General features: G+C 72.2%; 14 protein-coding genes and 1 pseudogene. 12 read left to right on the top strand and 3 right to left on the bottom strand.

What is annotated here, in order from left to right; all coding sequences use genetic code 11:
- A pseudogene (locus C1I97_RS40070) lies at positions 1-390 on the bottom strand (hypothetical protein); the annotation flags it as partial.
- Between the two features lie 382 nt (positions 391-772).
- Here C1I97_RS40070 and C1I97_RS22435 point away from each other — a divergent pair.
- From C1I97_RS22435 to C1I97_RS40705, 4 genes are all read left to right on the top strand, one after another.
- Positions 773-2,968 carry a peptidoglycan recognition protein family protein gene (locus C1I97_RS22435; RefSeq protein ID WP_181446858.1) on the top strand — a complete coding sequence of 732 codons (2,196 nt, stop codon included), beginning with the start codon at positions 773-775 and terminating at the stop codon, positions 2,966-2,968.
- Positions 2,969-3,150: 182 nt separating this feature from the next.
- The gene (locus C1I97_RS22430) at positions 3,151-3,432 is read left to right on the top strand and encodes an SHOCT domain-containing protein (RefSeq protein ID WP_111004997.1); all 282 of its coding nucleotides are present in this window, start codon (positions 3,151-3,153) and stop codon (positions 3,430-3,432) included.
- Positions 3,429-3,563 carry a hypothetical protein gene (locus tag C1I97_RS41650; protein WP_258382687.1) on the top strand — a complete coding sequence of 45 codons (135 nt, stop codon included), beginning with the start codon at positions 3,429-3,431 and terminating at the stop codon, positions 3,561-3,563. Before C1I97_RS22430 ends, C1I97_RS41650 begins: the two co-directional genes overlap by 4 nt.
- A gap of 72 nt (positions 3,564-3,635) precedes the next feature.
- A complete protein-coding gene (locus C1I97_RS40705; protein ID WP_220040847.1) occupies positions 3,636-4,019 on the top strand; it encodes a sulfocyanin-like copper-binding protein in 384 nt (127 codons plus the stop codon).
- A gap of 35 nt (positions 4,020-4,054) precedes the next feature.
- Here the strand turns inward: C1I97_RS40705 and C1I97_RS22420 are convergent, their stop codons facing one another.
- The gene (locus tag C1I97_RS22420) at positions 4,055-4,240 is read right to left on the bottom strand and encodes a hypothetical protein (protein ID WP_111004996.1); all 186 of its coding nucleotides are present in this window, start codon (positions 4,238-4,240) and stop codon (positions 4,055-4,057) included.
- Between the two features lie 291 nt (positions 4,241-4,531).
- Here C1I97_RS22420 and C1I97_RS22415 point away from each other — a divergent pair, with 291 nt between their 5' ends.
- The 4 genes from C1I97_RS22415 (at position 4,532) to C1I97_RS22400 (ending at position 7,606) form a co-directional block, all read left to right on the top strand.
- The gene (locus C1I97_RS22415; protein ID WP_111004995.1) at positions 4,532-4,948 is read left to right on the top strand and encodes a hypothetical protein; all 417 of its coding nucleotides are present in this window, start codon (positions 4,532-4,534) and stop codon (positions 4,946-4,948) included.
- A gap of 1 nt (position 4,949) precedes the next feature.
- Positions 4,950-5,708 carry a hypothetical protein gene (locus C1I97_RS22410; protein ID WP_111004994.1) on the top strand — a complete coding sequence of 253 codons (759 nt, stop codon included), beginning with the start codon at positions 4,950-4,952 and terminating at the stop codon, positions 5,706-5,708.
- A 136-nt stretch (positions 5,709-5,844) separates the two neighbouring features.
- A complete protein-coding gene (locus tag C1I97_RS22405) occupies positions 5,845-6,639 on the top strand; it encodes a lytic polysaccharide monooxygenase auxiliary activity family 9 protein (protein ID WP_258382686.1) in 795 nt (264 codons plus the stop codon).
- Positions 6,640-6,868: 229 nt separating this feature from the next.
- On the top strand, positions 6,869-7,606 hold the full coding sequence (locus C1I97_RS22400) for a flavodoxin family protein (RefSeq protein ID WP_220040846.1): 738 nt from the start codon (positions 6,869-6,871) through the stop codon (positions 7,604-7,606).
- A gap of 101 nt (positions 7,607-7,707) precedes the next feature.
- On the opposite strand, the gene arsM is transcribed toward C1I97_RS22400, so the two are convergent.
- Positions 7,708-8,508, bottom strand: coding sequence for an arsenite methyltransferase (gene arsM / locus C1I97_RS22395; RefSeq protein ID WP_111004993.1), 801 nt, complete (start codon positions 8,506-8,508; stop codon positions 7,708-7,710).
- Between the two features lie 106 nt (positions 8,509-8,614).
- Here arsM and C1I97_RS22390 point away from each other — a divergent pair, with 106 nt between their 5' ends.
- From C1I97_RS22390 to C1I97_RS22370, 4 genes are all read left to right on the top strand, one after another.
- Positions 8,615-8,986 (top strand): ArsR/SmtB family transcription factor, encoded by a 372-nt coding sequence (locus tag C1I97_RS22390; RefSeq protein ID WP_111004992.1) that lies wholly within the window; start codon positions 8,615-8,617, stop codon positions 8,984-8,986.
- Positions 8,983-9,726 (top strand): aquaporin, encoded by a 744-nt coding sequence (locus C1I97_RS22385; protein ID WP_111004991.1) that lies wholly within the window; start codon positions 8,983-8,985, stop codon positions 9,724-9,726. Before C1I97_RS22390 ends, C1I97_RS22385 begins: the two co-directional genes overlap by 4 nt.
- A 42-nt stretch (positions 9,727-9,768) precedes the next feature.
- Positions 9,769-10,194, top strand: a complete 426-nt coding sequence (locus tag C1I97_RS22375) for an arsenate reductase ArsC (RefSeq protein ID WP_111004990.1) — start codon at positions 9,769-9,771, stop codon at positions 10,192-10,194.
- 159 nt (positions 10,195-10,353) lie between these two features.
- Positions 10,354-10,650 carry a GYD domain-containing protein gene (locus C1I97_RS22370; protein WP_111004989.1) on the top strand — a complete coding sequence of 99 codons (297 nt, stop codon included), beginning with the start codon at positions 10,354-10,356 and terminating at the stop codon, positions 10,648-10,650.
- Positions 10,651-10,745 lie beyond the last annotated feature (95 nt).

The following is a 10,745-nucleotide window of genomic DNA, read 5'->3' as shown; positions in this document are numbered from 1 at the left end:
GGCCGAGGCGGAGGGCCGGTGTGGTGCGCGGCTGTCGTCGTCCTGCCGGTGGCCGCCCTTCCCCGGCGTACCGATCGCCGCCACCGCCACGCCGCTCAGCGTCAGGCCGGAGACGAACACGGCGACGGCCGCCCTCACCGAGCGGCGACCCGGGCGGCGCCGCGGCCGCCAGTCGTCCCGCTTCCTCGTCCTCTTCCCGGTGCCCGCCTGCCGGTGGACCCCGCTGTCCCGCGCGGCACGGAACGCGGCCAGGGCCTGCCGTTCGGCGGAAGTGTCGAGGTCTTCGGCGCGCAGCGCGCGACCCAGCGCGGACTGCAGTCCCTCGGCCCTCGGCGCGCTGCCGCCGGGGGCAGGCACGCGGCTGCCGCCGTTGCTGTGTCGGTCGCCCATATCCGTGTCCATCCCGGTGCGCTGGTTTCTCACTGATTCAACGGATCCGACGCCGTCACCACTCACTTCGACTGCCTCAGCGTACGAAGCCGCTCCTCCGTCACACCTGGCATGTGCGGGACGCCGGCGGACCTGCGCGACGCGGTGGAGGCCCGCGGTGCGGGACCGTCGGCAGGGGTGGCGCCCATGCGCGGCAGCCGTGGTGATCCGCGTCACTGTGACCCGTCTGCCCGTGACGTTCGCCGGTCCCGGACCGCTGGGAAAATCAGCCATCCCTGTGACGGATGTGCCTCCTGAACTTTCTTCTCCGGGCCGTCCCGGACCCTGTGGGGGTGGGTACACCATGAGTCGTCGTACGTCGCATGCGTACAGGCCGCTGAGCCTGAGGAGACGAGCGTGGCTGACGCTCGGTGCCGTCGTCCTGGGGGGTGGGGGCATCGTGTCGTACGCCGTCGCCACCCCTTCCGCCGACCACGGCGCACAGGGCCGGGCCAAGCGGCCGCCGAAGGTCTCCGCCCTCGCGCTGAAGGGCGACACGACCGGCCGGCGTGAGCTGCCGCGCACGGACACCGGGCAGTTCTCGCTGCTCGGTGTCTCCTGGCCGGGCGCCGCCCAGCGGCTCCACGGCACGGCGCAGGTGCGCACCCGGAGCCTGGCGACCGGCGAGTGGAGCGCCTGGCAGGACCTCGGACTGGACGTCGACCCGCTGGAGAAGCCCGGCCGGGGCGTGCGCGGCGCGTCCGAGCCGCTGTGGGTCGGGCCCTCCGACGGCGTTCAGGTGCAGGTCGTCCGCAAGAACGGCACCACTGCCGCCCTGCCCAAGGGGTTGCAGGTCAACCTGGTCGACCCGGGCGTGGTGACCGATGCCGAGACGAGGCAGGGCGGTGACGGCCATGAGCCGGCCGGGTTCGTCGCCGAGGGCACCCCCGACGCCACGAGCAGCGCGTCCCCGGAGCCGACCGACGCCGCCACGTCCCCGGAGCCGGCCGACAGCGCCACGTCCCCGGCCCCGACCGACAGCACGCCTCCGGCCCCGACCGTCCCGACCGCCCCGTCGTCCACCGTGCCCGAGCCGCCGGTCGTCGCGCGCGCGGGCTGGGGCGCGGACGAGTCGATCAGCCCGGAGGCGCCGGAGTACAACGCCGACGTCAAGGCGGTCTTCGTCCACCACACCGACGGGGCCAACGACTACTCCTGCACCGACTCGCCCGCGATCGTGCGGGGCATCTACGCCTACCACGTGCAGGTCAGCGGCTGGAAGGACATCGGGTACAACTTCCTCGTCGACAAGTGCGGCACCCTCTTCGAGGGCCGCAAGGGCGGGGTCGGCCTGCCGGTGCTCGGCGCCCACACCTACGGCTGGAACCGGGAGTCCACGGGCATCGCGGTGCTCGGCGACCACACCTCCACCACCGCCTCCAACGCCGCGCTCGCCTCGATCGCCCGCGTCGCGGCCTGGAAGCTCGGCCAGTACGGCGCCGACCCCGCCGGGACGGTCCAGCTCACCGCCGGCGCGACCCAGAGCAACTACTCCCGCACCGCCTACACCGCGGGCACCAAGTACACCTTCAACCGGATCTCCGGCCACCGCGACGGCTTCAACACCGAGTGCCCCGGCGGCTCCCTGTACGGCCGGCTGCCGACCCTCCGCGCCTGGGCGGCCGGCCCGGCGCAGGGCCTGAAGGTCACCTCGGTCGGCGGCGCGACCGCGTCCGGCTCGACCTACTACACCAAGGGCGCCGTCACCGTGAAGTGGAGCGCCACCACGCCGGCCTCGCTGATCTCCAAGGTCCAGCTGCTGGTCGACGGCAAGGCCGTCGCCACCGCTGCGGGCACCGCCACCTCCGTCGGCGCCACCCTGCCGCTGGGCAGCCACACCGTCGCCGTGCGCGCCGTGCACCAGTCCGGCAGGACGGCGACCAGCGCCGCGCTGAACGTCGTGGCGGAGACGACCGCCCCGGCCTTCACCACCGCCCCGAAGCTCTCCCTGCGCACCGGCACGGTCAACACCGCCGCCGTCCCCGTCACGCTCGGCTGGAAGGCCACCGACGACAAGGCCCTGCGCCAGGTGAAGCTGCTGGCCCCGGCCACGGCCACCTTCGGCCCGACCACCACCAGCTCCAGCCGTACCGCCAAGTCCGGTACCACCACCACCTGGTCGATGCGTGCCTACGACTACGCGGGCAACTACCGCACGTCCTCGCCCTCGTACACCCCCGTGATCCTGCAGGAGGGCTCCACCACCAAGTCCGGCAGCTGGACCACCCGCTCCTCCACCAGCTACCTCGGCGGCAAGTCCTACTCCAGCGGCTCCAAGGGCGCCAGCCTGACCTGGACCTTCACCGGCCGCTCCGCCGCCTGGGTGGTCTCCCGCGCCTCCGGCTCCGGCCAGGCGTACGTCTACGTCGACGGCACCAAGGCCGCCACGGTCGACCTGAAGTCCGCCACCACCCTGTACCGGCAGGCCATCTGGACCAAGACCTGGTCCAGCAGCGCCAAGCACACCGTCAAGATCGTCGTGGTCGGCACCAGCGGCCGCCCCACGGTCACCACCGACGGCCTCGTCTACCTCAAGTAACCCGGAGCCTCGGCGAGCCCCCGACCGGAGGAAACGGTCGGGGGCTCGCCGTTGCCCGGAAGCCGCGAACCGCCGCACGGGGCCGTTCGGCCACCCAGGAGGGGAACGACGGCCCAAGCCTTCGAAGCCCCCGCCGGTCCATCCTGGAACCCGGACAGCCCCGGCCGAGGGAAGTGAGCGGCATGATGTGGTACGACGGCGGATGGGGCTGGGGCGGCTGGTTCTTCATGACGGTGTTCATGGTGGTGTTCTGGGCCCTGGTGATCGCCGGGATCATCGCGCTCGTGCGTCACCTCACCGGCACCTCGCGCCACCAGCGCTCCGGTCCGCCTCCCGCCACCGGCGAGCCCGGACGGGAGAGCCGGCGAGCCGAGGACCTGCTCGCCGAGCGGTTCGCCCGCGGGGAGATCGACGGCGACGAGTACACACGCCGTCTGACGCTGCTGCGGGAGCACCACCGGTGACCGCGAACCGACGGCCGTCGCCGTGGCCGGCCGTCGCCGTGGCAGTGGCCGCCCTGGTGCTGGGCCTCGCCACGACGGCGATCCTCGCCGCCACCGGCGCCCTGCGCGGCACGGCACCCGCCCCCGCGTAGTGGAGGGCACAGGGCGCGCGATGCGGCGCTCCCGCGCCGGCGGGCCACGTGGTGGACGTGACCGTCGACGACATGGGACACATGAGGGGCGGCCGTCCGGGTTGGCACGGCATGGGCATGATGCGCCTGGTGTCCCACCCGGCGACGGTGCCGGCCGGGAAGGTCACCCTGCGGGTGGTCAACGCGGGAACCCTTCCCCACGAGGTGGTGGTGTTGCCGCTGCCGGCCGGGCAGGCGGCAGGAGAACGCGCCCTCGACGCCGGCGGCCGGGTCTCCGAGGCGGGCAGCCTCGGCGAGGCCTCGCGCAGCTGCGGCGCCGGTGCCGGGCACGGCATCACTCCCGGTGCGGCCGGCTGGACCACGCTGACGCTGCGGCCCGGCCGCTACGAGCTGCTGTGCAACTTCCCGGGCCACTACACCTCCGGCATGTACAGCGAACTGGACGTCACACGGTGACGCGCCGCGCGACGCGGCGCCCGGGACGCGAGGCCCTAGGAGCGTTCCGGCGGCGGTTCGCGTCCCGAGCCGGCAGCCGGCGGGGCCCCGGCGGGGGCGGGAATCCGCCGGGCCACCAGCAGGCCGGCCAGGGCCAGTGCGGCCATGCCGGTGACCGAGACGGTCAGCGCCCGCTCCCCGGCTGGTCCCCCGATCCGCCACGCTCCGTTCCGCCACCTCACAAGTGCGTCCCACCGTTCGATCGTTCCGCCCGGGCAGACGTCCTGTCGCCAGGACCGGCTCCTGCCGCCGGCTCCCCGACCTCGCCGACACCATCGTGGAACTCCGCCGCCGACTCGGCTCGCATCCGCTGCGCGCGCACCGCGGGCACGCGAAGAGCACGCCGACCTCGTGGAGGACCACGGGACGACGCTCGCGCACCTGGTTTCCTTTCCTTGCCGCTGTCAGGCATGAGCACGCTGCCCGATCGTGCCGGGGACCGGCATGGCGGGCGGAGGAACAGGTGTGGCTCAATGCCGTTGGCACGACGCCGTCGGCACGACGACGCGGACGGGGACCGCGGGGAGGGGGAGGACGACGTGGTGAGCGAGAGGCGGCCCGTGACGTGGGCGGAGGCGGCCAAGGTGTCGGTGCAGTGCGCGGTGGTGCTCGCCGTCACGTGGGCCGCCCTGGACCAACTCGGCGAGCGGCAGTTGCCGGTCGCCGCCCCCTTGGTGTTCGTTCTGGCCCGGTGGTTCTTCACCGGGCGCCGTCACTGGGGCGCCGGTCTGGCAGCCGCGGTCACCGGCTCGGCCGTCCTGTTCGTCCTGGCCGACCGCCTGCGACCTCGTCCGGACCGACTGCTCGCCGACACCGTGGCGACCGCGGTCGGGCTGGCCGTCGCGCTGGCCGTGTTCACGCTCGGCTCCCGTGTGCGGCGGAGGGCCTGACATGCCGTACGGACACGGGGCCCGACGCGGTGGCCGGCGTGCTCTGCGGCTGCGTACCCTCTGGCACCGCTGCTGGGGAGCCGGCGCCGTCCTGCTCGGCGTCACTCTGCTCCTCGTCGCCGGCTTCGCCCTGGTCATGGTGCCCAGTGAGCTGGCCGAGGAACACGCCTACCGGGCGGCCCGCCCCTGTGGGGCGGCGGTCACCGAGGACTGCCTGCGCTCCGTCCAGGCCACCGTGCGGGGCACGGAGATCGAGGAACGGCCCAAGAACGAGCGGTACGAGCTCCGGCTCGACGGACCGAGCCCCGTGCCCCGCAACCTGTCCATGGCAGGAGCCGATCCGCTGCTCAGGCACCTGCGCGCCGGCGACGTGGTCACCGTCACCGTGTGGCGGGACTACGCGACCGCCGTCGGCAAGGACGGCGTGACGCAGGACTCCGACGACACCCCCGAAGGACAGGCCGCGATCGCCGCGGCGTTCGCCCTGGCCCTGGCCGCCCTCGGCTTCTTCGCCGCCTACGCCGGAGGACAAGCGGTCGCACACGCTCCCGGCTACGCCGCGACGGGGGTGCCCGCACGCCTCGTGCTGCGAGGGAGATTCGCGGTCACTGCCGCGGCCTGCGCTCTTCCGGCCGGACTGGTCGGCATGTGGACCGGTCCTGTCGGGGTGATCGTCCTGTGGTCGGCCCTGGCCGGACTCGTTCTCGCGATGTCCCGGCGAGCCGAGATCCCGGGCCGGGGCCGGCACGCGGCCCGGTAACAAGGACGATCCGACCCGCATCCTCCGCGAACTGGGCCTGCGAAAGCCCCTGCGCCCCGGGGCATGACCGTCCCCGCCCGAATGCGTCAGTGGGGGAGAAAGTGGCGTGATCCGGTGTTGCGACCATGTGCTCAGCATGCGCAACCTGTCACTGTGGGAGCGCTCCCAATGTGCCCGCACCCGCACCCGCGCCCCCACCTCGCAGTCCCACATCCACATCCCCCACGACGGAAAGAGGGAGACTGTGTTGCGCCGTACGACTTGTCATGGTCAGACCATTCGTAGAGCCGGATTCCGCCCGGCCCTCCTGCTGAGCGTGCTCGCCGCACTGCTGATCAGCCTGATCCCCGGGAGCGGCACCGCCGTGGCCCACGGTTCGGTCGTCAACCCGGCGTCCCGCAACTACGGCTGCTGGCTGCGCTGGGGCAGCGACTTCCAGAACCCGGCCATGGCACAGCAGGACCCCATGTGCTGGCAGGCGTGGCAGGACAACCCCAACGCCATGTGGAACTGGAACGGCCTGTACCGCGACGGCTCCGCGGGCAACTTCCAGGCGGTCGTCCCCGACGGCCAGCTGTGCAGCGGGGGACGGACCGAGAGCGGCCGCTACAGGTCCATGGACGCCGTGGGCGCCTGGAAGACCACGGACGTCTCGGCCAACTTCACCGTGCAGCTGTACGACCAGGCCAGCCACGGCGCGGACTACTTCCTGGTGTACGTCACCCGCCAGGGCTTCAACCCCGCGACCCAGCCACTGCGGTGGAGCGATCTGCAACTGGTCGCCCGCACCGGAAAGTACGGGCCCAGCCAGAACTACTCGATCAACGTGAGTACGTCGGGCCGGAGCGGCCGGCACGTCGTCTACACGATCTGGCAGGCGTCGCACATGGACCAGACGTACTTCCTGTGCAGCGACGTGAACTTCCGCTGAACCACCGTTCCCACCGGACGAGTTCCGCGTTCCGCACACGCCGCGTCCGGTGGGAACGGCCTCCTCGCACCGGGCGGGCGCCGGCCCGGGCCGGAGCTCTCGCACCGCGGGCGCCGCCGGATCCGTTCGGAGGCGTTGCGGTGGCGCCCGCCGCGGTCGGTCCGCACGCTGGATCCGATGCGGACGCGCCGCCGCGCACCGTGCGGGGGCAGGGCTCCGGGAGGACCGTGTGACCGCTTCACCGCCCGCCGCCGACGCACCGCCGGCCCGGTACGACGACCTGCGGGCCATGGTGATCAACTGCACCCTCAAACGATCACCGGAGACGAGCAACACGCAGGGGCTGATCGACCGCAGCACCGCCATCATGGACGCGCAGGGAGTGCACGTCGACGTCGTACGGGCGGTGGACCACGACATCGCCACCGGTGTGTGGCCCGACATGACGGAGCACGGCTGGGAGACGGACGCCTGGCCGGACCTGTACCAGCAGGTCCTGGCGGCCGACGTTCTCGTGCTGGCGGGTCCTATCTGGCTGGGCGACAACAGCTCCGTGACGAAGCAGGTCGTCGAACGCCTCTACGCCTGCTCCGGTCTGCTCAACGAGGCGGGCCAGTACGCCTATTACGGCCGTGTCGGCGGCTGCCTGATCACCGGCAACGAGGACGGCGTCAAGCACTGCGCCATGAATGTCCTCTACAGCCTGCAGCACCTGGGCTACACCATTCCTCCCCAGGCGGACGCCGGCTGGATCGGCGAGGCGGGTCCCGGCCCCTCGTACCTCGACCCCGGATCGGGCGGCCCGGAGAACGACTTCACCAACCGCAACACCACCTTCATGACCTGGAACCTGCTGCACTTGGCCCGGATGCTGAAGGACCTCGGTGGCATCCCCGCCTACGGCAACCAGCGCACCGCCTGGGACGCCGGCTGCCGCCGCGACTACGAGAACCCCGAGCACCGATAGGGACACGGGGAACTCCTGGCGGAACGAACCCCTGCGCAGCGGCGAGGGGGACCGGCCGCGGCCGTCCGTCGTCCGCCGGGTCACCGCAGGACGGAGGCCGGTCAGCTCCGGCAGCCGCATGCCGCCGCGGTCGCGCCACTCGTCCCGTCGGTGCCGGAGGGCTTGACCGCGCGCACGAGGGCGGAGTGCATCCCGTCGGCGACCTGGTGGGTCGGGGTGATCTCGACGTCCGTGAAGCCGGCGGCCTCCAGACCGGTGCGGTACTCGGTGAAGGACAGGGCGCCGGCGATGCAGCCGACGTAGTCGCCGCGTTCGGCGCGCTGCTCGGGTGCGAGCGCGTCGTCGGCGACGACGTCCGACACGCCGATCCGCCCGCCCGGCCTCAGCACGCGGAAGGTCTCGGCGAAGACGGCCGGCTTGTCGACGGACAGGTTGATCACGCAGTTGGAGATCACGACGTCGATGGTGTTCGCGGGCAGCGGGATGGCCTCGATGGTGCCCTTGAGGAACTCCACGTTCGCCGCGCCCGCCCTCTGCGCGTTGGACAGGGCCAGGGCGAGCATCTCCTCGGTCATGTCCAGCCCGTACGCCTTCCCCGTCGGTCCGACACGGCGGGCGGAGAGCAGGACGTCGATGCCGCCGCCGGAGCCGAGGTCGAGAACGCGTTCGCCCTCCCGGAGTTCCGCCACGGTGGTCGGGTTGCCGCAGCCGAGAGAGGCGGCGACGGCCTCGGCGGGCAGGGTGTCGCGCTCGTCGGTGGCGTAGAGGGCGGAGCCGAAGTTCTCGTCGACCTCCACGGGCTGCGGTCCGCAACAGGCGGTGCCGCCCTCGGTGACCTTCACGGCCGCGGCGGCGTACCGCTGCCGGACGGTTTCGCGCAGGTCGGTGGACTCGTCGTTCATGACTGCACTCCCGGGTGAGGGGGCATGGCAAAGCCCCGGAACGGCTTGTATTGGCGTTCGTTGATGCAACCTTGCGCCCTGATTTGAAAAACGTCAACATAGGGGCATGTCGAAACAAGAGCTTGAGGTGATCGGCCAGGGCGCTGCTTGCTGCCCGGGCCTGGCCGCCGCGCCACTGGACGGCGAACGCGCCACGGAGCTGGCAAGAGTCTTCAAGGCTCTGGGCGACCCGGTCCGCCTGCGGCTGCTGTCGATGATCGCCTCGCGGGAGGGCGGCGAGGTCTGCGTGTGCGAGATGACGCCGGCCTTCGACCTGTCCCAGCCGACGATCTCCCACCACCTCAAGCTCCTGCGCCAGGCCGGTCTCATCGACTGCGAGCGTCGTGGCACGTGGGTGTACTACCGGGTGCTTCCCGGGGCTCTCGACCGTCTCGCCGTGTTCCTGAGGACACCGACGGCCGCGGAGACGCACGCGTGAGCGCCTCCCTGGGGCGGCGTGCCCTGGCCGAGGCCGTCGGCTCGGCGGCGCTGGTCGCGGTGGTGGTCGGCTCGGGCATCCAGGCCACCGGACTGTCGCGGGACGCCGGCGTGCACCTGCTCGCCAACTCACTGGCCACTGTCTTCGGCCTGGGTGTGCTCATCGCGCTGCTCGGGCCTGTCTCCGGTGCCCACTTCAACCCGGTCGTCACGCTCGCTGCCTGGTTCACCGGCCGCCGTGCCGACGACGGGCTCACCGCACGCGACGTGGCCGCGTACGTCCCCGCCCAGATCGCGGGAGCGGCAGCGGGCGCGGTCCTGGCCGACGCCATGTTCGGCGAACCGCTGGTGCGGTGGTCGACGCACGACCGTTCGGCCGGCCACCTGTTGCTGGGCGAGGTCGTGGCCACCGCCGGTCTGGTGTTCCTGATCCTCGGTCTGTCCCGAGCAGGCCGTGCCCCCATCGCTCCGGTCGCGGTGGCGTCGTACATCGGGGCGGCGTACTGGTTCACGTCCTCGACCTCGTTCGCGAACCCGGCGGTGACGATCGGCAGGGCGTTCACGGACACGTTCGCCGGCATCGCGCCCGGCTCGGTCGCCCCGTTCCTCGCGGCACAGGTGTCCGGTGCCGTACTGGGACTGGCGCTCACGGTCGCGGTCTTCGGGCGCCCGGCACCCGCGCGGGCCGATGCGGCAGTCGTCCAAGGCGAGCCCGAAGCCGTCGCCACCGCCCTGCCCTGATCCACCACCCTGCCCTGACCCGCCGCCCAGGAAGACACCACCGTGAGCACTCCCGCCACCGACCGGCCCTCCGTCCTCTTCGTCTGCGTCCACAACGCCGGCCGCTCCCAGATGGCGGCGGCGTTCCTCGCCCACCTCGCCGGCGACTTCGTCGAGGTCCGTTCCGCCGGCTCGGCTCCCGCCGACACCGTCAACCCGTCGGTCGTGCGGGCGATGCGCGAGGTCGGCATCGACATCTCCGCCGAGACCCCGAAGATCCTGACCGCCGATGCCGTCCGGGCGTCCGACGTCGTGATCACCATGGGGTGCGGCGACACGTGCCCCGTCTTCCCCGGCAGGACGTACCTGGACTGGACACTGGACGATCCCGCCGGGCAGGGCGTCGACGACGTACGCCCCATCCGTGACGAGATCGAGGACCGCGTCCGCTGCCTGCTCGCCGACCTCGGCGTGGAGCCCCGCGCATGACGCCGGGGCCGTGATCTTCGGGACTCGCGTCGAAGTGGCACATGCCGGGATCCGGTGTGGTCGCTCGCATGGCTCGTTCGGGCGCGCATCTCGTGCGGGTTTCCGTGCGCATGTCCAGGATGGGCCTAGCGACACGTTTCCTCGTGAGGGCGGAAGAACATGCCGACGTACATCGCTTTGCTGAACTGGACCGATCAAGGGGTCCGCAACTACAAGGACACCGCGCAGCGCGCCGAGACCTTCGGTGCGGCGGCACAGAAGATCGGGGCGAAGCTCCTGAACATCTACTGGACCGTCGGTCCGTACGACCTCGTGGCCGTCGTCGAGGCGCCCGACGACGAAACCGCCACCGCGGCGATCCTGCAGGTCGGTGGGGTGGGCAACGTCCGCTCCACGACCCTGCGGGCCTTCGGCCGAGAGGAGATGGAGCGCATCGTCGCCAAGGCGGCCGGCTGACGGCCCGCGCTGCGCACACCGCACGCGACGGTGACCCGGCGGGCCGATCGGCAGGGCGCCCCACCCCCCTGCCGATCGGCCCGCCGGGTCACCGT

It is taken from the genome of Streptomyces sp. NTH33 (genome assembly GCF_003236365.1).
Taxonomy (GTDB): Bacteria; Actinomycetota; Actinomycetes; order Streptomycetales; family Streptomycetaceae; genus Streptomyces.
Note: the sequence above shows the minus strand (reverse complement) of the source record. Positions and strands in the feature narration are given on the sequence as shown.

What these genes read in the sequence shown, in the direction of transcription:
- C1I97_RS22430 (WP_111004997.1), top strand. Translation starts at nt 3,151, where the DNA reads ATGATGTGGTACGACGGCGGATGGGGCTGGGGCGGCTGGTTCTTCATG.
- C1I97_RS40705 (WP_220040847.1), top strand. Translation starts at nt 3,636, where the DNA reads ATGGGACACATGAGGGGCGGCCGTCCGGGTTGGCACGGCATGGGCATG.
- C1I97_RS22415 (WP_111004995.1), top strand. Translation starts at nt 4,532, where the DNA reads ATGCCGTTGGCACGACGCCGTCGGCACGACGACGCGGACGGGGACCGC.
- C1I97_RS22410 (WP_111004994.1), top strand. Translation starts at nt 4,950, where the DNA reads ATGCCGTACGGACACGGGGCCCGACGCGGTGGCCGGCGTGCTCTGCGG.
- C1I97_RS22405 (WP_258382686.1), top strand. Translation starts at nt 5,845, where the DNA reads ATGCGCAACCTGTCACTGTGGGAGCGCTCCCAATGTGCCCGCACCCGC.
- arsM (WP_111004993.1), bottom strand. Translation starts at nt 8,508, where the DNA reads ATGAACGACGAGTCCACCGACCTGCGCGAAACCGTCCGGCAGCGGTAC.
- C1I97_RS22390 (WP_111004992.1), top strand. Translation starts at nt 8,615, where the DNA reads ATGTCGAAACAAGAGCTTGAGGTGATCGGCCAGGGCGCTGCTTGCTGC.
- C1I97_RS22370 (WP_111004989.1), top strand. Translation starts at nt 10,354, where the DNA reads ATGCCGACGTACATCGCTTTGCTGAACTGGACCGATCAAGGGGTCCGC.